Source organism: Chlorogloeopsis fritschii PCC 6912 (assembly GCF_000317285.1).
Classification (GTDB): domain Bacteria; phylum Cyanobacteriota; class Cyanobacteriia; order Cyanobacteriales; family Nostocaceae; genus Chlorogloeopsis; species Chlorogloeopsis fritschii.
Genome location: NZ_AJLN01000152.1, coordinates 38,580 through 55,766 on the forward strand (window position 1 = coordinate 38,580; position 17,187 = coordinate 55,766).

Genomic DNA, 17,187 nt, shown 5'->3' on the forward strand with positions numbered 1-17,187 from the left:
AATATGAGGACGGTATTTCAAGATAAGTTGAAACGCCGCCCTCAAAGAGTGCATTAACAGTATTTGTTAAGTTATTCACCACTCTTGATTGCTGCTATCTGCAAATCGTAAGGCCCAATTGGTGTACCAAGCGTCCCTAACTCTGCCCGAATTGTGCCAAAAATCCGAGCCGCCTGATCGTCAAAAGGCAAAGATACAAAATTATTTAAGAATGCTTCTTGTAACGCCAGGGTGCGTGTAGGATTGTGACTTCGCATTGCCCCATAAAATAGTTCAGCTTTAACTACCGAACAAACAGCGATATCTGATGGTGATAGCGACTCCAAGCGCCGTCTCACACCAGACATTGGACGATTCAGATAAACAATGCAGGCATTGGTATCTAATAAATATCTCACTCTAATGACTCCCTAGTGTCATATTCACCTTGGGGATATCTTTGGATTGGATCATCTGCTAACGAACCGGCTGTTTGCTCAAAAAAGCCGGGTCGCCATCCTAGTTCTTCTGGTGTTTTTGTGGATGTTGATGGTTCTATTTGTTGATAAATCACCATTACTTCTATTTCTTTGTCTGTTCACAGTTCCTGCTCTGGAAAATGGTGACAGGCTGACTCAAGCCGAGTTTGAACGTCGTTATGATGCTATGCTACGCCTGAAGCGTGCGGAATTAATCGAAGGAATTGTTTACATGGCATCCCCACTACGAATTACACAACATGGTAATTCCCATGCTCGGATTATCACTTGGTTGGGGACTTATTGGTCAGCAACTCCTGGGATTGAATTGGGGGATAATGCTACTGTACGCCTTGATGCAGATAACGACCTCAACCAGATGCACTGCTGAGAATTGAAGTAGGGGGACAATCCAAAATTAGTGAAGATGGCTACGTGGAAGGTGCACCAGAATTAATTGCTGAAGTTGCTGCTAGTAGTGTTTCAATTGATACACACGAAAAACTCAAGGTTTACCGTCGCAACCAAGTACAAGAATATATAGTTTGGCGCTTTCAAGACGGGGAATTGGATTGGTTTCGACTAAGACAAGGGAACTATATTCTGCTTGAGTCCAATTCACAAGGAATTATTAAAAGTGAAGTTTTCCCAGGGTTATGGTTGGATAAACAAGCGATGCTAGCGGGAAAATTAGCGAAAGTAATTGAGATAGTGCAGCAAGGATTAACAACAGTTGAGCATCAGAATTTTGTCAAATAATTGACTGATTACTTGTAGAGATGCGTCAAGGGTTTCTCTAATAAAAATTCATAAATTTTTTACGAAAATGCAATGACAAAGATTGGAGGTATTGAGTATTGATGGATCAAATACTACTCCTTAATTAAGGAGATTCTACATTAATGGAGTTTGTGGTGCGGCAAGCTGTAAAGCATTAATAGCGGTTTGCCGCGACCCGTCTGGGATCAGCTGCCCATCAGCGCCTGGGCGATCCCGACGTAGAGCGGTATTCCCAAGCCAATCGCAACCGGCGTGCCGATGGCTGTGGACGCGCCTATGTAGGCGGAGGGATTGGCCGACGGGATACCGGCTCGTAAAGTGGGCGGACCTGAGATGTCTGAACTGGAGGCGGCAATGATGGCCAGGAGCGCGACGCCACCAGGACTGAACCCCGTAGCGTAGTGGGCAATCATGCCGAAACCGAAGGCGATAAACCCATGCAGCAGCGGCGCCACCACGGCATATACGGCGTACCACTGGGCCACCTTGCGCAGTTCGCCAAGCCTTGACCAGGCCTCCATACCCATTACCAGCATCAGTATCGAAAGCAGGCCGCGGAAGAGGGGTTCGTAGAAGCTTTCAAAAACACTTTCCGGCCGGGTTAGCAGGCCTAGAGCGAGGCCGAGCAGCAGTGCCGATAGGGCAGAACCCTCAAGGCTTTCCTTCACGATGGGCCATATCCTGACCCGCTTGCCTTGCTTGCTACGATACTCGCCTGCGGTACTGGGATAATCGCCTGCGGTACTGGGATAATCGCCTGCGGTACTGGGATACTCGCCTGTGGTACTGAAAGACGCGCCTGCGGTACTGAAAGACGCGCCTGCGGTACTGAGAGACGCGCTTGCGGCACTGGGAGAAGCGCCTGTGGTACGACGCTGCTTGCTGAGATACTCCCGCTTGCTGGTATAAATGCTGGCCACAACGATCGCAGTCACGAGCGCTGGGATGTCCATGAAGGGATAGAGTGCGGCGGCCCAGGCCTCGTATTTGATACCTTGCGCTTCCAGTACCGTTATGCCGGCGGCGAGGGTAGAGCCACTCACGGCACCGAACAAGCCCGCGGTCGCAATGGCATCCACGGTTCTGACATTCGGCAGCTTGGCTAACGTGTAGCGCCCGATGAACACGATAAGGATCCCCATTACCACGGCGAACAGCGCGGGCAACAGCATCTCCGCCAGATTGGCATTGCGGATCGCAATGCCGCCGCTCAAGCCAACTTTTATGAGCAGCATGAAGACGATGAACTTATAGATCGCATCTGGAATTTGCAATCGGCTACCGAGGGCGGCAATCACTATACCGCCAATCAGAAAGCCGAGTGTCGGGGACTGCAACTGCGCCAGGAAGGGCATCAAGAAACTGGACAAGAAATCCACGTTGTAATTCCTCCTTGATCAGATATTAGGGGTCAGGACGGCAGACATGTGCTTAACTGACATCTTGCACCATTCTCAACAAGACCTAAAAAACCAGGTTTAGTGAACGATAAATAAAGCTTTCCAAGCGATATGATTGGCAAGAAACCCGGTTTTTGCCCCAGGTGCAAGATATAAGTTAAGATTATCTGAAAATCCGCACAAATTTGCGCTCGCTCTACATGGATCTGCTAAGTAATTTCAAATTCAAATCATAAGTTTTTCTTTTATCCTCAGAAAACCCGTATATCTCTGGTCAATATAAATTGTGATCACAGAATTTTCTCTATACGTTGTTGTTATTAAGAAGGGCTTTTTATTTGTATTTGGCAATGAGATTGTCGATGTCGCACCGCTGCAAAATTTGACGGAGCTGCGATCGCTCTGGTTGGGCAACAATCCGATCACGGATATTGCACTACTGACAAACCCAGGCGAACTCGAAGAGCTGCTGCTGTTCAACACTCAGGTTGCCGACATTTCGCCGCTGCAAGGTTTGAACCAACGCGCATTGGCTCGACCTGTACAACACGCCTGTGGCTGAGGTAACGCCCTGACGGATTTGTCAAAGTTATCCTGGCTCGATCTGCGGGGGGCTGGCCTGCTCTATCCTACCTGTCCAGTCGAACCGGCCAGCGTCTGCTTGTTTTCACCAGAGGACGGTATGGGGCCGACCAAATCGGAAGAGTTGCGTGCGCACCATTCTTCTAGCAATGGCTGAGTTAATCAATCCAGATTTCGGGGGGAGTTGTTGACGGCACATAAGCCGTGGACGGACTGTAACTGGCGAGGTTAAACCACCCCACCGCCAGTAGGAGACCGAACCCACAGCCCAACAAAAAAGTCCAGGCGTGAGACGAATCGAACACACAGAGCAGGCGGCGATCGCCGCTATATACCTGCACTAGCCAGCCTTCGCTGGTGTTGTCAAATTTGGTTCGCAGTTTAGTTGAGTCAAACTTGTTCATTGTGTACGCTCCATGCTGATCGAATGCGTGTGGCGGTGACGGGCACTTGCCCGCCGCTACGGAAACACCTGTCAGAAATTCACCCGTGAATGGAGAGTGTCTCAAGGAGATAGACTGGGTTGCTCAAACCTGATTATTGATGTCGAACAGAAGACAGACATCTATGCTTTCGCCTTGAACGATATTCTTAAGTTTATATTTAGAAGTGCATCAACAAATCGGACAAGAAATCCACATTGTAATCCCTCCTTGATCAGATATTAGGGGTCAAAACAATTCAAAATATATCAATTCACGCATTGCAATCATTAGGGGCTGGAAACCACTACTGATTGTAGGCGAAGCCTTCCCGCAGGGTAGACCACTGAACTTCATTCAGTGGGGGCTTGAACCCAGAATTAATTAATTCAAAATAAATCTTCTTCTTAATTTTGCATTTTGAATTTTGAATTCAAAAAAGGTCAGGACGGCAGACATGTGCTTAAGTTTATCTGAAAATCCGTACAAATTTGCGCTCGCTCTACATGGATCTGCTAAGTAATTTCAAATTCAAATCATAAGTTTTCCTTTTATTCTCAGAAAACCCGTATATCTCTGGTCAATATAAATTGCGATCGCAGAATTTTCTCTATACGTTGTTGTTATTAAGAAGGGCTTTCTATGACTGCATTTCCCAAATTGCGTTGGATGGCGCTGCCAACATGCCACCTAACCAAGGCAACTCTCTCACGAGAATGGTTTTGGTACCACGTCGAGCGGCTTGAATCGCCGTGGCGGTGTCCCCGTGCCGCCGCCGACCACTAAAACATCTGCGGTGAGGGTGATGATATTCAAGATCTGCTCCACTGTTGGATGGTGAATCGAAGTTTGATTACTCTACCAGTGGACGGTAGTGCAAACGGCAGAGCCTCGTCCCTAGTGCTCCCTGCAATCTGATGTTGAATGGTGGTCATAGCGCCAAAAGGATAAGTGTTTTTTATAAAATGCTTCCGCTAATCTGAGTCAATCTTTCTCAACAGAAGGTAGTGGATTCGCCGATCTTTGGCATAATCTTAAAGGTATGGTTCAAGGCAAGACTCTATGGTTTTGCTTTGAATGGTCGTAACAGAACGCATCAAGAGGTAAACCACATGACCCAGCAAGCCAGCAAGCTCGTCATTGTCACGGAAAAGTTGCTGCTGAAACAGATTGTTAAGATCATCGACGAAGCCGGGGCTACCGGTTATACGGTGATGCCCGCTGGCGGTAAAGGCAGTCGCAACGTGCGCTCGTCGGGACAACCCAGCGTTGGCGACAACTTCTCGAATATAAAGATCGAGGTACTCACCGCCAATCGGGATATGGCCCTGAAGATTTCGGATGAGATCGCAGCGCAGTTTTTCGACGATTATTCGGGCATCACCTATATCTGTGACGCGGAGGTGCTGCACGCGCACAAGTTCTGACTCAAAACCCAGCAATTCTCATTTTGGCAAGAAGCTGTTCAAGCACTGGGAATATGGGGATTGTAATGACATCTGTAAAGATCCAAGAGAGCTAGAGCGGTTGCAAGAACGGAGTTTGTTCGACACCATCGTCGGTTCGTTTTGCTAGCCTTTGTCATCGCTACCGGACAAACGCACGGGCAAAAATACTCGCTACGGGATGGAGGATGCTGCTTTGAGCGCGTTTAGCATGTTCTTCACTCGAACCCCGTCCTTTCTAGCCTATCAACGCATGGTGGCAGGCAGTAAGGGGAAGAGCAATGCCCACGGTCTATTTGGGGTGCATCAGATTCCGACTAAAGTTTAGACTAGTTCCCGGTACGAAACCCAAAAGCCTTACAGTGATTGAGATAAAGAAAAATTACTCAATTGTAAGGCAGACCAGAGATGTTACAGAAAGCAAAATTTTAATTGATGATTGACTTACATAAATTAATCATATTTAAAATCTTGGGGAGCAATTAAAAGCTTGAAATCAACCCATCCATTGCACCCAATCGGGGCTTTGGTGCACAAATAGAAAAAATGGTAAATTATACCTGTCAACTACTCTATCTCCACTCAGAGCCTGACAGCTTGACTATGAACAAGAAAGCCAACTACAAAGTTCGCAATTGGAAAGAGTACGATCAGGCGCTCAAGCAGCGAGGCAGTATAAGCTTCTGGGTAAACGAAGAGATCATCGAGCAGTGGCGTAACCAGCAGAAAACAGGACGAAAAGGAGCATCTAAATTATTACAGTGACATAGCGATCGCAACAATGGGGGCAATTCAATCGTTGTTTCATCTACTAGGACGACAAGCAGAGGGTTTTTTGGAGTCGCTGTTCACTTTGATGGGGATTGAGCTAGAAGTACCTGAACACTCCGCGCTGTCTCGTCGGTTAAGCAAATGGGGAGGTGGAAATGCCAGTAATTCCAAAACAGAAAGCTATCCACGTTGTAGTGGATTCAACTGGGGTAAAAGTTTATGGCGAGGGAGAATGGAAAGTCCGCACACATGGCGCGGGTAAAAGACGGACGTGGCGCAAGTTGCATTTAGGTGTTGATGAAGGGACTCTTGAGATTGTAGCGGCGGTAGTAACCACTAATAACATAGCCGATTGTGAAGTACTGCCCAATCTACTGGAGCTCGTTGAACAAGAGATTGAACAAGTCTCAGGTGATGGTGCTTATGACACATTCGACTGTTACGACACCATTGCCGACTAAGCATAAAAAATCTGCGTCTACAGTTAAAAGCAATTCAAAAGTATCTTCCGCAGAACTAACGGATGCTTTTGATCCAGAAAATTCAGCTTCAGCAACTCTCACTGTCACTGCTGTTGAAGTCCCTGAACTGACTGAGGATGAACAGCGCGATCGCTTGTACCTTGAACGTAAGATTGAGAGAGCATTCTTTGAGGCAGGCAAAGCCTTAATGGAATTACGCGATCACAGACTCTATCGCTCAACACACAAAACATTTGAGGAGTATTGTAAAGATAGATTTGGATTTGAGCGCCGTCATCCTTACAGATTGATTGAAGCGGCTGTTGTAGTCGATAATCTCATGCAGATGTGTCCCAATGGGACACAAATTGAAGCTAATTCCAATGATGAGCAGAAGCAATCTATTGGGACACAAATAGAAATTGAGTCGAGCGAACAGCAAATGCGTCCCAATGGGACACAGATTTTGCCAACAAGTGAGAGGCAAGTTAGACCACTGACCGAATTAGAACCATCACAACAGCAAGAAGTTTGGCAGACAGCAGTGCAAGAGGCTGGTGGTAAAGTACCAACTGGTCGTATCGTTAAAGATGTTGTGCAGCGCATAATGGAGCGCACCAAAGCCCCAAATTCTTATTGTGTTGGGGAAGTCTGCCAGATTGTTGCCAAAGATAACCCAGAACTTAGGGGCAAAGGTAGCTGCGGGAGTACACCGTGAGGATTGACCACCTGAAGGCTCTCAATTATTCGGATGCTGAATGCCAGCAGATGCAGGAGATATGCGATGCCTTACGGCAAGCCGCTTGCGCGTCTACGCATTACAAGGCTGCGGGAAAATGAGAACTTGGAAGAAGCTGCCCGTGCTGTTCTGAAGCATTTGGGGGAACTCAAGCGACCGCATTTGACTGCATTTGAAGAAGAGCTTTTAAGTTTTTTAGAGGCAAAATGCTCATCGCAAGTATGACTAATGCTCACACTGGACTGCATCAAGAAATTTACTAAATGCAGTGGCTTAGATAGCTGAAGCGGAACAGTTGATGGGGCGGTATCCGGTGCAGGGATGAATAGCAAAAGCTAATGATTCGTCGCATATTTGAGAACTCGTTCCCATTCCCAACACGATGCAGTCACCTCCCTTGATTTCTTTATTTTTTGTATCATCTAACACCCTCTAATACAGGGTGAACGCACTTCCTATGTATAATAGCCTGTACTTTAAAACCATAGACAGTGCGTGGCGATCGCGTTTTGATTTTCAGATAGCGATCGCCATTGTGGCAGAAGAGTGATTAACTTGTCTCTCCTGCTTGTTGAAGTGCAAAGTGGATGACTGTATCACTAAGCCGGATGCCTTTGTTTTTCATACGTTCAATAGCTTGCTGCATGATAATAGGATATCCTTCCTGCTTGGCTCGTAAGAAAATGCCAATAGACCCTGTGAGTGAAAGACTACTTAACCTAGCTATTCTTCTACCTACCGTTTCATCTATGCAGACAGTTTGGATATTTTGATTTAAAGCCAACTGAATTACAGCTGCTTCACCTAAATCTAGGGAATTGAGTAAAAGAGGAGATATATTGAGCGGGGTTGGCGATTTTTCTAACCAATTGGCAGCCTCAAATTCTGGTACTGCAAACCCACTTGTACCTCCTGCTATTATTTCTTGGCAAACTTCAAAAGGAACTAATACTTGAGCGTACAGTGATCGCAATACCTCTAAATCCCCAAGTGCCGCTACTATACTGATTAAGGGAGCAGTATTAATAACTATTTTCTCAGTTTTAGGCATTCTCTAAATCAGTTAGCAGTTCATCTTCTGTTAAATCAATCATCGCTACACCATAATGATGTAAATTGAGTAAAAAAGAAACTCTATCTGTGCCTACTAATTCAGCCGCCATACCAGAAGATATACGTTTCATTTCAAAGAGTTTTACCGCCATTGCCCATTTAGCTTCTTGTTCAAACTGTTCTCGTGTCTTTTGTAAAGCATCAGGAAGTGTTGCTGGGTAGTCTATTTTCAGTTGTAATGACATAGGCTTATCTAGGCATGGGTTCGTCAAAATCTGGAGGAATTGTTAGGGGGATGCTACGTAGAGGATGCTCCCGGAGTGCGATCGCGGGTTAAATTAAGTTCATTCGGGGATGGGGATGGCTGTGATGCTCTTGGTACTGTCAGACTTTGAGCCAAAAGTTGAAGAATGCGAATCCTTTCGGCTAAATCGAGGCTGAGGAGTTGTTGCTCTAGTTCTTGAATGCTCATGGCGGGAGCACCTCATGACAGCATTATTTATTTTAGCCGATCTCTCAGTCTCTCTCGTAGGGTGCTGTTAGCGACAGCATAACGCACCGGAATTAGCACATAGAAGGTGCGTGAAGTTTCATGCTTCGCACCCGACAAGAAGCGCGATCGCTACAAAATCAGCGAGCGGACGGAAGATTGACATTAGGTCGGTGTGTTACATTTCATAAACGCTCCCTACAAGTTTTGCTACACGACCCGCGATCGCACTCATATGAAGCTATCCCACTAATGCAAAAATGTGTTAATCTACTTCCGGTTTGATTTGGGTGTATCGCCCGATGGCAGACCGCAGTGGAGGAAACTGGTGGTAAAACGCCATCTGGCCGTGTTGTCAAAGATGTCGTGCAGCGCATCATGGAAAGGACGAGAGTACCCAAAACTTACCAAATTGGCGAAGTCTGCCAAATATTAGTCAAGGATAATCCTACGTGAGTTCGACAGAACTAAAAAATAGCAGGAGGCAGTGCAGGTAAATCTTTTGGGTAAATGTCAATAGATGGTTTTTTGGGCAAATAGGTATAAGCAGTCAGCCCTGCCATCAAATTAACCAAAAAGTTAAATGGGCTACGATGTCGGGAGTGTTCAATTTGACATATATTTTTGAGGTGGTCATTGACTGACTCAATTACTGCTCGTTTGCGTAACAGAATTTTATCAATCAATTTCACCAAACGGTTTTTCATTTTTTTCTTGGGTTTTGTCACCAGCTCTACACCTCGCTCGTATAACTCTTCAAATAATTTTTGTGACACATATCCTCTATCTCCAAACAGTTGAGCCAGTGCGCCCTTGCGCTCTGCCGACTTGAAGCAACTGGCGTTACCAATTAAGTCTTTAGTCATATCAGGAACTGGTTTACGGTCATCGACGTTGGCAGGAGTCAACTTAAATGCCAACAACTCTCCACAATCATTAATAATTAAATGAAGCTTGAATCCGAAGTGCCAACCCACAGAATTTTTGCCCCATTTCACCAACCCTTTAAACACTTTATGTGCATGGGCGCGACAATTATGACAAACATTGATTGGTGTCGAATCAATAAAACTAATCCCCGTAATTTCTCCCGTTCTCGTATGCAAAAAACAGCACAATAACATTAAACACCAAGGCATCAATTCTACAAATCTTGTGTAGCTGACTAAGTTTGGAAATGCGCCACGCCAACCTGGCAGTACATGCAATGTATAAAAATCCTTAAAAGTTCTATAACTACTACCATGAAAGGCAATTACTATTGTCATCACTTCTGATAAACACATCCGCGACTTGCTACGATGCTCTCCGGTTGTCGATGGTAGCTGTGGTACTTGTTGCCATAAGCTTTCCCACTGCTTGCAGAAATCATCCACGTCACAGAAGATTTGCGTGATGTCGAGGCGAGATACAATGGTAGACATAGCCGAGACGTTGATTTTTCTAAGATATTTTTAGTCTCGGCGTTTTTTTGTGACTTTTTTACACATTCTCAATCAATCTTAGCTATGCCTGCGGCGAGCGTAGCGATCACACTTCACCTGTCCACTTAAGCAAATTCATACCTAGCAAGCTTTTTGGGCTTTTCTATCCGTCGAACTCACGTTTATTTAAATGCGAATGTTAGAGTTAGTAATTTTCCGATAACGAGCCTCAACCATTGAATGGATGCCGTAGGCAATCAGACCACTCGCCACCAAACCCAAAATCAAAGCTCCAAAGGGTTGTTGTGCCAGAATTGCTAATGCTTCACCCAGACCTCTAGCTTTATTGGCATTAGACAGACGTGCCGCCTGAATAAAGAAAATGCCAATGATACCAAAGACAACGCCACGGGAAGCAATCCCAAATCTGCCGATATGCATTGCCCAGGTTTGCTCAATGGTGGTCATTTCATGCAGTTTGAATTGGCGGCGGAACTTACCCTTGTATGCTTCATATAAGTAATAGATTCCAACACCAATTGCGATCGCCCCAACCAATCCCACCAACCACTGTCCGAAGGGTTGAGCTAGCAATCGCGCTGTCCATTCCTCAGTAGAATTGCGGTTAATATCATCTGCATCGATAATAATTTGCACTGCTGTCAGCGCTATACTTGCATAAGCCAAGGCATTGAAGGCATAACCAAGACGCTTGATAGTTCGCTTTGCATTCATTGGTTGTCCGGAGTGTTCTGGGTCGAAAATAGTCTGCACCAGACGCCAAAGAACGTACCCAACTATACCAAAACTTAGAAAACCCAGTAAAAATTTCCCGAAAGGTTGGGAGACGATCGCTAAAAGCGCACCACTAATATCCGTGATTCTGCCACCAACACCAATCGCCACCTGCGCCGCTAAAAAGCCGACTACAAAATATACCACTCCTTTTGCGGCATAACCCAATCTTGCCAAGCGCTCAAAGGCAGGGTTAGCAACTGCTTGCTTGACTGGTTTTTTAATTTTGTTAGTGGGTAAGTTAGGTTGTGTCATTGCTTTTCATCAGCTTTCTGAGATCTAATTGTTGCCCTTGTGCCTTTTCTTGCGGCGACGGGTGAACCAAATTCCCAAACCGACAACGAGTATCACCACCACAACTATAGAAATAGGACTAAGATATTTTTCCACTAGTTGATAATTCTGCCCCAACACAAAGCCTGCATAGCTTAACAGTCCTACCCACAGAAGAGTACCAACTGTTGAGTACAGTAAGAAGGGTAGAAATGGCATCCCCTCAAAACCTGCGGGAATGGAAATCAAAGTACGAATACCAGGGATGAGGCGACCGAAAAACACCACAGCCCACCCGTATTTCTTGAACCACCGCTTGGATTTGTCGATGTCCTCACCAGATAAAGTCAGCCACTTGCCATGCTTATTTACCCACTGTCGCAAGCGTTTTTCACCTACACGCTTGCCTATGTAGTACCAAGGTAATGCACCCAGTACTGAACCTACTGTTCCTGCCAAAATTACAAGCAGCAAATTCAACTTGCCCTGCTGGACGGTAAAGCCTGCCAATGGCATAATCACCTCTGAAGGTATGGGAGGAAAAATGTTTTCCAGCACCATCAGCAGGGCAATACCCAAGTAGCCAATCGAAGAAATTATGTTAGTAATCCAATTAAGCATAATAAAGAAAGGGTGTTAACTGGGTATACGCCTTTGACGAGTAAAGAACTCAAAGTAGCGATTGCAGCAAAAGAACAAGAATTAGCGAGCCGCTATTTTTTCACTAACTGTTGATTGCACCCTTTGAGCCAGGTTATCCGATATAGGTATGTATCCAAGTTGTAAAGCGTATTTGTCACCTTCACTCAGCGCCCAGTTAACAAAGTTTTTGAGAGCAGTTGCTTTGGCAGGATTATCGTATTGGTTATACAGTAGCAGCCAAGTTAAACCTACAATTGGATAAGCTTGCTCTCCTGGAGGATCTGGAATTTCCAGGGCAAAGTTTTGTGGAATTGTCTGTCCTTCCAAGGCTCTAGCAGCAGATTCTGGTGATGGATCTACAAATTGACCAGCCTTATTTTCTAGAGTTGCCATGCTTAAGTTATTTTGCTTGGCATAGGCATACTCAACATAGCCGATCGCTCCCTGAGTTTGTTGAATTTGAGCCGTTACCCCTTCATTGCCTTTCGCACCGATACCTACAGGCCAGCTGATTGACTTACCAACACCTGCTTTCCAGTTGGGACATACCTTATTAATGTGATTGGTAAAAAGGAAGGTAGTACCGCTACCGTCAGAACGACGAACAAACCTGATGGGAGTATTGGGTAGGTTAATGTTAGGGTTTTGTTTAGCAATCAGCGGATTGTCCCATGTTTTAATATCACCTTGGACAATACCACAGTAGGCTTGGCGTGAAAGCCTTAAATTTTTGAAATTTCCTCCTAGATTGTAAGCAAAGACAACAGCACCACCCGTTAACGGTACTTGAATCGGTTCAGCATTATATTTTGCCCGGAACTTTTGACGTTCTTTTTCTGTTAGAGGTGCATCGGTAGCACCGAAATCTACAGTTCCTTCTAAATACTGATTAACACCGGCACCGCTACCTATTGACTGGTAGTTAACTTTGACATTTGGGTTTTGTTGGTTATACACATTAAACCAGGTTTGATACAAGGGGGCAGGAAAGGATGCTCCAGCACCAGTAAGAGAGACTTGGTTGCCTGGAGTCTGTGGTTGGCAAGAGAGTAAACCTGTAGTCAGCGCTACTCCAGTTCCTGCGAGAATCCAATGAGGAATCTTAGTATGATTAGATATGATGTTGCAAAATTTTTGTAACATAGTTGCCTCGTACTTTTATAGATATCTAACTGTGCGGAGAATTTTGTGATTGGGGTGATGGAATGCTTTTTAGCAGTTCTACTCACCAACGCTCAATTGCTGCAAAGAAATCTGTTTGCTGATACTTTCTACAGCTAGTGTGAGCGATCGCATCAGTTCAGAATTTTCGCTGTAGTCAACAGGTGCGACGTTGGCAACCCGCTGACTTTGAGTAATTTTTAACTCCCGCCCCCACTCTTGTGGCTTTCCGTTCTTATAAAGACCAATAGCTGTACCCTGTTCTTGATTCATTAGGGAAAAACAGGGAATATCTGATGCACCATCCCCTACATAAATTACTTGCGTTAGTGGTACGTGCAATTCCTCTGCTGGTACATCTCGATAGACAAAAGTTAGTCCATCATCTTTTTGATGTTCAATTCCTTTTGCAAGTTGAAATAAATACCGGGTTTTCTCAGTATGGGTAACAAGTTTCTTCAAAAACTCGATTCCGCCATGTTGACCGTAGTGAAACTCACAACCCCACATGGCTTTAAAATTTGGGGCTATGCAGTTGTGACGGGCAATTTCCACCATACCGCAGGTAATTAGATAAAATTCAACTTCTACCTTTGGGTTGATTTCACTAGCGCTTTGTTGCAAACACTCAAACATTTTAGTGACACCATCAAAGGGAGCTAATTCTTGACCAAATCTGGCAATATATTCTTGTGTAATTTTGTTATTTTGTCGTTTTGATTCTTCAATTAGGGCATAGAATCGGGCAAGAATTTTATCCCAGCCTTTGTCAATCAAGGGTTGAATTCGCTCCTGACGAAACTTGAGAGCGTCGATATCCAAACTAGAGAGGAGGCTATCAACGGTATCTGGTACAAGGGTGTCGTCAAAGTCGAAAACTACAGCGATGCGGTTAGAAAATGGTTTTGTTGCTAGAGTCATGAGTGTTTATGTATGAACAAACCACAGAGACACAGAGGACGCAGAGAAAGACCCTGGTTCGGGTCTTCATTCGGGTGAGGGTCGTGAATATCTAATGGATTAATCCGAATGTAATGTACCACTGAGTCCCCCAACTACTGATGCTATGTATCCTTTTGATTTTTTATTTGCATAACTCATAAGTACTCAGACAGAATTAATGACACACATTGTTTTCCTGTTCCTGTTCCCTATCTCACGAATGAATTTAATTTTGCCCAACTACCACTTGAACTTTTAACCTCTACCAGAACCAATAACACCAAGCAATTGCAACAAGTAGATAACCGCAAAAACAGCAAAAAATATTCCCGCGATCGCCGTACCACCAAAAATTATCTTCGATGGTCGTAGTTCCTTTGGCAACATCCGGTGGTTGAGGAAGAGGGTAAGCCCAGTCACAATAGGAATATGAGCAGCTTCAATTGCACCTGCGGTTTGCAGCAAACCGACAGGTTGACCGAAGAACAGATAAACGGCGATTGGTAAAATTACCAGTAACACAACAATATAAACACGCTGCAAGAACTTCTCATTAGTCCAGCGTCCCCGCACGCCAAATCCTTGCAGAATAATCTGCGTACCATCAGCAAACATCCGCCCAAAACCATCTTCGACTGAAAGGACAGTGCTACAAAAGGTAATAAAAACAATCGCTACCATAAACCAGAAGCCAAACGGCCCCCAAAGGTCGCCCAGCAAGGTTCCTAAAGTTTCTGCTACCTGATTTTCTTGTGGTACAAGTCCCTGGGGGCGCAGCAACTCGCCACCGAGAATCAAGAAAGATAATGCCGCCAATAGCGCACCAACCACAGCTAAAGTGTTGGATATAGTCATCAGATTTATCCAACCGCGCAGTTTCTTTTTTTCTTCTCGGTTGAGTTGCTTGGGGTCTATCCTCTCTTTTCCCTTAACACTAGCAGCACCATAGCCTCTGGCTTCTACCCAGTAAGAATACCACATCAGTCCGGCTGCTCCTGCTAGCATAAAACCCAGCCAAGGTAGTATTTCTTGATACCGTACATTTTGAGGAATTTGCGGTACTAATCCGGCTGCCAGTTGGCGAAAGCTGGGAAAAACAAGAATCGCAGCTGTTACCACTGCAATTGTACGAGCAATCCCCACATAAGAAGAAATTTTTTCTAATACGTTGTATTGCCCAAACAAAACAATCGCCGCCGTGACAACGATGATAATTACTGTCCACAGTTGGACACCTCCCCCTGTTACCAAAATCAGTGCCGTAGCCGCGGCTCCTGCCAATCCAGCAACAGTAGAAATTGCTACCACCAATTGTGGTAGCAATATCAGCCAGATAGCCCAGTTTTTCGGGCCGGGAAGTTGCTTAAAACCTTCGAGAATAGTTGCGCCCGTGCAAACTGAAAAGCGACCTACCTCACCGTTAATAAACCATTTCAGGATCACAGCAGCAAGTAGCGCCCATAGCAGAGAGTAACCATAGAATGCGGCAATGCGAGGTGTAAATAGTAACTCTCCTGAACCAGCAGCCGAAAGCATCCACAAAAAGCTTGGGCCGAGCCACTTTAAGTTTTCCCAACCTTGTGGTGACTCTGGTATGTTTATTGTGTTTTGTTCCTGTTGTTGGCTAGATATTTGCGCATTGGAATCGCGATCGCTTTTATTGCTCATTGGTGCTATTGGGTTGAGAAGTGTACTGGCTTACAAGATTGCTTTGATATTGCGCTAGTTCGGAATAGCAGCTATGTTGTAGTGATTTTCAATCTGTTCTTACTGCACTACTTCGGTAGATTCAGCAACAATCGCAGGTAGATTTTCTGAAAATGCTGGAATTGGACGAATTGCGTCTAAATTGTATTTTTTGGCTACCTCGTTTCTATCGAATCGACGCACAGTTCCTGTCACTTGAACACGACTACCCACTTGAATATTTTCTGCTGGAGTCGAATTGAGAACCAGCAAAAATTCATCACCAGCAAAATCTTCGTCATCCAGGGCAAATGCATTTTCATTGAGCACATTTTGAACTTCACCAGTTACGGTTACAGTTTTGCCCAAAAATGTGCTGGAGTTATCAATAATGTTATCTATCGTCACCTCCCCTGGTTTTATTGCTGCACTTGGTTCTGAATTGGTCGTAGCTGTTGGTTTAGGAGTACAACTAGAGAGGATAAGTATGGCTAGAAGCAGTGGAAAGATTGCTCCTTGATGTTGACTGTTTGTGTTCATAAATCTTTAATAGTGCCAATTTTTTCACTAATAATGTTTGAGGAAAAACTGTAATTAATAAAATTCTTATTAGCAAAAATTTCAGAATAATTTGGAGCGAAATCTTGAATTATCAACAGTGTCATTACGTATCTCTTGTTGCTACAGTCAAATCTTGATGGATATCAGCCAAAAGTTCATCAGTCAAAGGTGAAGTTCCTATTTCTACCTTTAGTCTTGATTCAGATGCAATATCTCGTGATTAGCAACTATCTATATATGTACCTTGACAATCAGGCTGAATATTTTGGCTTGCTCTGATTAATCACGATGGTTTTTTAACGACAATTTATTATCGATATTTTCAACAAGAAAGCCACAAAAATTACTTAAGTTTAACTGTAATATACTCAGTTTATACTAATACTTGCTAAAGCCGAGATTATTTTGGTTCTACATATTAAAACATACAAATTTTACAGATTGGAGACACATCTAAAATCTTAGATGGAGATAGATTTTATGATTTTTCAACACTTAAGATAGAGGTAAAAATATTGAGATTTGCAAAAATAAAATTAACTAGATTAGATTAGGAGTAAATTCAATGAAAAAAAGAATTGTTAGGCTTTTCGGAGCTATAGTGGTTCTCCCTAGTTTAGCTAGCTTACTTCAACCACAGTTAGCTGTAGCATTAAATTCCAAGTCTGAAAAATTGAGTCTAGCTGACAATTCTCTCGTTCGGCTGGAAACTAGAACAATTAAAGATGACTACAAACTATTTTTTTCAAATCGCCAAAACACTTCTTCTGAAGTATTCGGGAATGTTCAGAACTACAATGCCTTTGGTGCCTTCAGTGATGGAGATGATGGGGTATGGCAAATTAATGAAGATGTGAAATTGTTAGTTAACGAACCGCTAGTAGAGCGAAACAACATTCTTACTCCTAGACAAGATTTCTATGAGGGTATAGACAGAGTGGAGGTGCAGACTGAACTGTTTGAGTAGACTTATCAAACATTTTTTACAACCTTGGTAGAAAGCCAATTAGGCTTTCTACCATTTTTGCGGCTGAATTATATTTCGGACGGATCTAATTGAAGAAGAATTCAAAATTCAGAATTCAGTAGTCAGAATAAATTC

23 protein-coding genes and 3 pseudogenes are annotated in these 17,187 nt (G+C 44.2%); 12 read left to right on the forward strand and 14 right to left on the reverse strand.

The features are described from left to right. Window positions 1–71: 71 nt before the first annotated feature. Together UYC_RS35955 and UYC_RS39220 are read right to left on the reverse strand one after the other, a co-directional pair. Entirely contained in the window at window positions 72–398 is a 327-nt protein-coding gene (locus tag UYC_RS35955; RefSeq protein ID WP_016879832.1) for a PIN domain-containing protein, read from the reverse strand. Beyond that, on the reverse strand, window positions 395–556 hold the full coding sequence (locus UYC_RS39220) for a hypothetical protein (protein ID WP_016876786.1): 162 nt from the start codon (window positions 554–556) through the stop codon (window positions 395–397). Before UYC_RS39220 ends, UYC_RS35955 begins: the two co-directional genes overlap by 4 nt. Between UYC_RS39220 and UYC_RS35960 the strand changes: the two are divergent. Then, window positions 529–1,217 (forward strand): annotated as a pseudogene (locus tag UYC_RS35960) (Uma2 family endonuclease). The gene UYC_RS39220 and the pseudogene UYC_RS35960 overlap by 28 nt on opposite strands. Window positions 1,218–1,423: 206 nt before the next feature. Here UYC_RS35960 and UYC_RS0133690 read toward each other — a convergent pair. Next, window positions 1,424–2,617, reverse strand: coding sequence for a sodium-dependent bicarbonate transport family permease (locus tag UYC_RS0133690; protein ID WP_026087613.1), 1,194 nt, complete (start codon window positions 2,615–2,617; stop codon window positions 1,424–1,426). A 307-nt stretch (window positions 2,618–2,924) separates the two neighbouring features. Between UYC_RS0133690 and UYC_RS0133695 the strand changes: the two genes are divergently transcribed. Next, window positions 2,925–3,200, forward strand: coding sequence for a leucine-rich repeat domain-containing protein (locus tag UYC_RS0133695; protein WP_026087614.1), 276 nt, complete (start codon window positions 2,925–2,927; stop codon window positions 3,198–3,200). Window positions 3,201–4,315: 1,115 nt separating this feature from the next. On the opposite strand, the pseudogene UYC_RS38420 reads toward UYC_RS0133695, so the two are convergent. Then, window positions 4,316–4,458: pseudogene (locus UYC_RS38420) on the reverse strand (FAD-dependent oxidoreductase); the annotation flags it as partial. 296 nt (window positions 4,459–4,754) lie between these two features. Here UYC_RS38420 and UYC_RS0133700 point away from each other — a divergent pair. The 7 genes and pseudogenes from UYC_RS0133700 to UYC_RS0133725 all read left to right on the forward strand — a co-directional run bounded on the left by UYC_RS0133700 (window position 4,755) and on the right by UYC_RS0133725 (window position 7,283). Continuing rightward, a complete protein-coding gene (locus tag UYC_RS0133700) occupies window positions 4,755–5,069 on the forward strand; it encodes a P-II family nitrogen regulator (protein WP_026087615.1) in 315 nt (104 codons plus the stop codon). 151 nt (window positions 5,070–5,220) lie between these two features. Continuing rightward, a pseudogene (locus tag UYC_RS37215) lies at window positions 5,221–5,403 on the forward strand (ISNCY-like element ISAtsp9 family transposase); the annotation flags it as partial. Window positions 5,404–5,690: 287 nt separating this feature from the next. Beyond that, window positions 5,691–5,852, forward strand: a complete 162-nt coding sequence (locus tag UYC_RS38425) for a hypothetical protein (protein WP_016876790.1) — start codon at window positions 5,691–5,693, stop codon at window positions 5,850–5,852. Between the two features lie 16 nt (window positions 5,853–5,868). Further along, complete coding sequence (locus UYC_RS40495) at window positions 5,869–6,120, forward strand: transposase (protein ID WP_071588470.1); 252 nt, start codon at window positions 5,869–5,871, stop codon at window positions 6,118–6,120. Then, window positions 6,014–6,319, forward strand: coding sequence for a transposase (locus tag UYC_RS0133715; protein ID WP_016876791.1), 306 nt, complete (start codon window positions 6,014–6,016; stop codon window positions 6,317–6,319). The genes UYC_RS40495 and UYC_RS0133715 overlap by 107 nt, the downstream gene beginning before the upstream one ends. After that, complete coding sequence (locus UYC_RS0133720) at window positions 6,282–7,037, forward strand: hypothetical protein (protein ID WP_235083015.1); 756 nt, start codon at window positions 6,282–6,284, stop codon at window positions 7,035–7,037. The genes UYC_RS0133715 and UYC_RS0133720 overlap by 38 nt, the downstream gene beginning before the upstream one ends. A gap of 66 nt (window positions 7,038–7,103) precedes the next feature. Then, window positions 7,104–7,283 (forward strand): hypothetical protein, encoded by a 180-nt coding sequence (locus tag UYC_RS0133725; RefSeq protein WP_016876793.1) that lies wholly within the window; start codon window positions 7,104–7,106, stop codon window positions 7,281–7,283. A gap of 325 nt (window positions 7,284–7,608) precedes the next feature. On the opposite strand, the gene UYC_RS0133730 is transcribed toward UYC_RS0133725, so the two are convergent. Genes UYC_RS0133730 through UYC_RS39225 form a run of 3 tightly spaced genes read right to left on the reverse strand, consistent with a single transcriptional unit; the run spans window position 7,609 to window position 8,583 of the window. After that, window positions 7,609–8,109 carry a PIN domain-containing protein gene (locus UYC_RS0133730; protein WP_016876794.1) on the reverse strand — a complete coding sequence of 167 codons (501 nt, stop codon included), beginning with the start codon at window positions 8,107–8,109 and terminating at the stop codon, window positions 7,609–7,611. After that, window positions 8,102–8,356 carry a UPF0175 family protein gene (locus UYC_RS0133735; RefSeq protein ID WP_016876795.1) on the reverse strand — a complete coding sequence of 85 codons (255 nt, stop codon included), beginning with the start codon at window positions 8,354–8,356 and terminating at the stop codon, window positions 8,102–8,104. The genes UYC_RS0133730 and UYC_RS0133735 overlap by 8 nt, the downstream gene beginning before the upstream one ends. Before the next feature lie 53 nt (window positions 8,357–8,409). Beyond that, entirely contained in the window at window positions 8,410–8,583 is a 174-nt protein-coding gene (locus UYC_RS39225) for a hypothetical protein (RefSeq protein ID WP_016876796.1), read from the reverse strand. Window positions 8,584–8,703: 120 nt separating this feature from the next. On the opposite strand from UYC_RS39225, the gene UYC_RS38430 reads away from it, so the two are divergent. After that, window positions 8,704–8,886 carry a hypothetical protein gene (locus UYC_RS38430; protein ID WP_127011372.1) on the forward strand — a complete coding sequence of 61 codons (183 nt, stop codon included), beginning with the start codon at window positions 8,704–8,706 and terminating at the stop codon, window positions 8,884–8,886. Window positions 8,887–8,916: 30 nt separating this feature from the next. After that, window positions 8,917–9,057, forward strand: a complete 141-nt coding sequence (locus UYC_RS38435) for a hypothetical protein (protein ID WP_016879833.1) — start codon at window positions 8,917–8,919, stop codon at window positions 9,055–9,057. A gap of 11 nt (window positions 9,058–9,068) precedes the next feature. Here the strand turns inward: UYC_RS38435 and UYC_RS0133750 are convergent, their stop codons facing one another. The 7 genes from UYC_RS0133750 to UYC_RS0133780 form a co-directional block, all read right to left on the reverse strand. Beyond that, complete coding sequence (locus tag UYC_RS0133750; RefSeq protein WP_026087616.1) at window positions 9,069–10,025, reverse strand: IS982 family transposase; 957 nt, start codon at window positions 10,023–10,025, stop codon at window positions 9,069–9,071. A 186-nt stretch (window positions 10,026–10,211) separates the two neighbouring features. Beyond that, the gene (locus tag UYC_RS0133755) at window positions 10,212–11,075 is read right to left on the reverse strand and encodes a DUF1206 domain-containing protein (protein ID WP_016876798.1); all 864 of its coding nucleotides are present in this window, start codon (window positions 11,073–11,075) and stop codon (window positions 10,212–10,214) included. A 24-nt stretch (window positions 11,076–11,099) separates the two neighbouring features. After that, the gene (locus UYC_RS0133760; protein ID WP_016876799.1) at window positions 11,100–11,714 is read right to left on the reverse strand and encodes a DedA family protein; all 615 of its coding nucleotides are present in this window, start codon (window positions 11,712–11,714) and stop codon (window positions 11,100–11,102) included. Between the two features lie 81 nt (window positions 11,715–11,795). Next, window positions 11,796–12,878 carry a phosphate ABC transporter substrate-binding protein PstS gene (gene pstS, locus UYC_RS0133765; protein WP_016876800.1) on the reverse strand — a complete coding sequence of 361 codons (1,083 nt, stop codon included), beginning with the start codon at window positions 12,876–12,878 and terminating at the stop codon, window positions 11,796–11,798. 78 nt (window positions 12,879–12,956) lie between these two features. Further along, window positions 12,957–13,817: an HAD family hydrolase gene (locus tag UYC_RS0133770; protein ID WP_016876801.1), complete on the reverse strand. Its 861-nt coding sequence runs from the start codon at window positions 13,815–13,817 to the stop codon at window positions 12,957–12,959. Window positions 13,818–14,093: 276 nt separating this feature from the next. Next, window positions 14,094–15,506 (reverse strand): Nramp family divalent metal transporter, encoded by a 1,413-nt coding sequence (locus tag UYC_RS0133775; protein WP_016876802.1) that lies wholly within the window; start codon window positions 15,504–15,506, stop codon window positions 14,094–14,096. A 99-nt stretch (window positions 15,507–15,605) separates the two neighbouring features. Beyond that, window positions 15,606–16,064: an OB-fold nucleic acid binding domain-containing protein gene (locus UYC_RS0133780; RefSeq protein WP_016876803.1), complete on the reverse strand. Its 459-nt coding sequence runs from the start codon at window positions 16,062–16,064 to the stop codon at window positions 15,606–15,608. A gap of 586 nt (window positions 16,065–16,650) precedes the next feature. Between UYC_RS0133780 and UYC_RS0133790 the strand changes: the two genes are divergently transcribed. Next, complete coding sequence (locus UYC_RS0133790) at window positions 16,651–17,052, forward strand: hypothetical protein (RefSeq protein WP_016876805.1); 402 nt, start codon at window positions 16,651–16,653, stop codon at window positions 17,050–17,052. Window positions 17,053–17,187: the final 135 nt, after the last annotated feature.

Bases quoted from the DNA above. Each gene is read 5' to 3' on its own strand.
- UYC_RS0133780 (WP_016876803.1), bottom strand. From the start codon at position 16,064: ATGAACACAAACAGTCAACATCAAGGAGCAATCTTTCCACTGCTTCTA.
- pstS (WP_016876800.1), bottom strand. From the start codon at position 12,878: ATGTTACAAAAATTTTGCAACATCATATCTAATCATACTAAGATTCCT.
- UYC_RS0133750 (WP_026087616.1), bottom strand. From the start codon at position 10,025: ATGTCTACCATTGTATCTCGCCTCGACATCACGCAAATCTTCTGTGAC.
- UYC_RS39220 (WP_016876786.1), bottom strand. From the start codon at position 556: ATGGTGATTTATCAACAAATAGAACCATCAACATCCACAAAAACACCA.
- UYC_RS0133760 (WP_016876799.1), bottom strand. From the start codon at position 11,714: ATGCTTAATTGGATTACTAACATAATTTCTTCGATTGGCTACTTGGGT.
- UYC_RS0133715 (WP_016876791.1), top strand. From the start codon at position 6,014: ATGCCAGTAATTCCAAAACAGAAAGCTATCCACGTTGTAGTGGATTCA.
- UYC_RS39225 (WP_016876796.1), bottom strand. From the start codon at position 8,583: ATGAGCATTCAAGAACTAGAGCAACAACTCCTCAGCCTCGATTTAGCC.
- UYC_RS0133735 (WP_016876795.1), bottom strand. From the start codon at position 8,356: ATGTCATTACAACTGAAAATAGACTACCCAGCAACACTTCCTGATGCT.
- UYC_RS40495 (WP_071588470.1), top strand. From the start codon at position 5,869: ATGGGGGCAATTCAATCGTTGTTTCATCTACTAGGACGACAAGCAGAG.
- UYC_RS0133730 (WP_016876794.1), bottom strand. From the start codon at position 8,109: ATGCCTAAAACTGAGAAAATAGTTATTAATACTGCTCCCTTAATCAGT.
- UYC_RS0133755 (WP_016876798.1), bottom strand. From the start codon at position 11,075: ATGACACAACCTAACTTACCCACTAACAAAATTAAAAAACCAGTCAAG.
- UYC_RS38430 (WP_127011372.1), top strand. From the start codon at position 8,704: ATGCTTCGCACCCGACAAGAAGCGCGATCGCTACAAAATCAGCGAGCG.
- UYC_RS0133770 (WP_016876801.1), bottom strand. From the start codon at position 13,817: ATGACTCTAGCAACAAAACCATTTTCTAACCGCATCGCTGTAGTTTTC.
- UYC_RS38425 (WP_016876790.1), top strand. From the start codon at position 5,691: ATGAACAAGAAAGCCAACTACAAAGTTCGCAATTGGAAAGAGTACGAT.
- UYC_RS0133700 (WP_026087615.1), top strand. From the start codon at position 4,755: ATGACCCAGCAAGCCAGCAAGCTCGTCATTGTCACGGAAAAGTTGCTG.
- UYC_RS0133720 (WP_235083015.1), top strand. From the start codon at position 6,282: ATGACACATTCGACTGTTACGACACCATTGCCGACTAAGCATAAAAAA.
- UYC_RS0133790 (WP_016876805.1), top strand. From the start codon at position 16,651: ATGAAAAAAAGAATTGTTAGGCTTTTCGGAGCTATAGTGGTTCTCCCT.
- UYC_RS0133775 (WP_016876802.1), bottom strand. From the start codon at position 15,506: ATGAGCAATAAAAGCGATCGCGATTCCAATGCGCAAATATCTAGCCAA.
- UYC_RS0133725 (WP_016876793.1), top strand. From the start codon at position 7,104: ATGCCTTACGGCAAGCCGCTTGCGCGTCTACGCATTACAAGGCTGCGG.